Source organism: Protofrankia sp. Cas8, assembly GCF_963555845.1.
GTDB lineage: Bacteria > Actinomycetota > Actinomycetes > Frankiales > Frankiaceae > Protofrankia.
The window spans coordinates 1,951-3,695 of the sequence record NZ_CAUVXI010000084.1; the positions used below are offsets into that span (position 1 = coordinate 1,951).

Consider the following 1,745-nt stretch of genomic DNA (forward strand, 5'->3'; position numbering starts at 1 on the left):
CCCGGCGGTGTCGTAGGCAAACCGCAACGGCCGACCCGAGGAGTTCACCACCTCGATCAGCCGGCCGGCCCCGTCATAGCCATACCGGATGACCTCGGTGTCGGGTTCGCCCGCCCGCCCCCGCAACCGGATCGCGGTGACCAGGTCCTGCTGGGTGTCCACCACCAGCCGGTACCCGCCCGAATGGGTGATCTCGGCGAGCGTCCCGTCGGCGGCGTCGTAGCCCAACTCCACCCGGTGGCCGTTACGATCAGTGATCGCAGCGAGCGGCAGCGCCACCTCCCGAGCGCCGTCGACCGGGAGCGCGAAGTGGAAAACGTGGCCCGTCGCCGGGTCGGTCACCGTATAGGCACCGGCGGCGTCACGGGTCAACGCCAGCCGTGGGCCCTCCGCCGGCAGCACCGTCGCACCAGGTGCGGGATGGGGGTAGGCGAACAGCACCCCGTCCGACGCGGCATAACACACGCCCTCCTCGTCGATCTCCAGGCGGAGGTCCAATGTCGAACTCCACGACCGGCCGAACCAGCGCCCCGCCCGATACGACGACAGGTGGGTCCGCTGCAGCGCCCAGGCCAGCAGGCCGGGCAGCTCGACGTCGACCTGCGTGAGAATCATCTGCCCGCTCGCCATGTCCACCGGGTCGACCTTCAACACCCGAGACGCGGTGGTCTTGGTGAACTGATAGCCGGCCTGGAGGGTCTCCCGGACCCGGCCGGCCGCCCCCAGACCGTAGGCGGTCGCCGTGCGTACCTGCCGCAACGCCGCACCACCCACGGTGCGCAACCCTGCGCCGACCAGCCGCAGCCCCTCCCCGCGGCCCACCCCCCGACCCACCGCCACCGCGGTCCGCCCCAGCCGCGCCACGCTGACGACACCGCGCCCACCCGGAATCAGACCCAACGAGTCCAGGCCGAGTTGCCCTAACGACGCCTTACCCTGCGCGTACTTCGCCAACGTGTCCGCGAACACCACCGCACCCGCGACCAGCGCGATCGCGACCAACGCCAACCCGATCGGCCCCGAGACGAACAACGCCACCACCCCGGCGACCATCGCCACATCCCGGCAGAGGTCGACGAAGCTGTCCCAGGACCGAAACGGCGCCGACACCGCATCCCACGCCTTCGCCAACCACGGCCTGTTCTTGATCCCACTGTCCGCGAGCGCAGCCTCAATCCCATGGGCACAGGTCCGCACCGCCTGCCCGCGCAACTCCGCCGCATCCAGGGCCAACCGCCGCGCCCGCGCCCGCGCCCGATCCGCACCCGCCACCTGCCCCCGACCCGCCGCCACCCGCACCTGCCCGGCCACCGCCGCCGCGTCCCACATCGCCGTCACCGCGCAACGCACCGCCAGCCTGGGCCTTCGCCTCGGTCAGGCCGTTCGCAAAGGTAAACAGCGCATCCCCACAGCCCCGGTAGGCCCGGGCCAGCTTCGCCAGCCCGTCGGGCAGCTCCACCAGCGCCTCGGTGAACGCCGGCGCGTAATCACCGGCCATCGCCAGCTCGCCACCACTGCTCGCGATCGCCCGCAACCGCGCGGTGCCACTCTCAGCGAGATCGGCCTGGCCTCGCAACCGGACGGCCATCGCCCGCACCGCATCCGGATCACCCGGAGTCGGATCACCCTCCAACCCCAGCACACCCCAGTCGCTCACCACGATCCTCCCTGTTCACCCAGGCTTCGTCCGCCGAACGCCTACTCAGCCGCCCGCCGACCGGCAGGAGCATCCGCACCGAGAACGT

2 protein-coding genes are annotated in these 1,745 nt (G+C 71.6%); both read right to left on the reverse strand.

The features are described 5' to 3' along the window. Positions 1-1,272, reverse strand: a 1,272-nt coding sequence (locus U9977_RS13815) for an RHS repeat domain-containing protein (RefSeq protein WP_322749654.1), incomplete at its 3' end; no start/stop codon positions are given. Beyond that, a complete protein-coding gene (locus U9977_RS13820; protein WP_322749655.1) occupies positions 1,172-1,657 on the reverse strand; it encodes a hypothetical protein in 486 nt (161 codons plus the stop codon). The genes U9977_RS13820 and U9977_RS13815, both read right to left, overlap by 101 nt. Between the last annotated feature and the right edge of the window lie 88 nt (positions 1,658-1,745).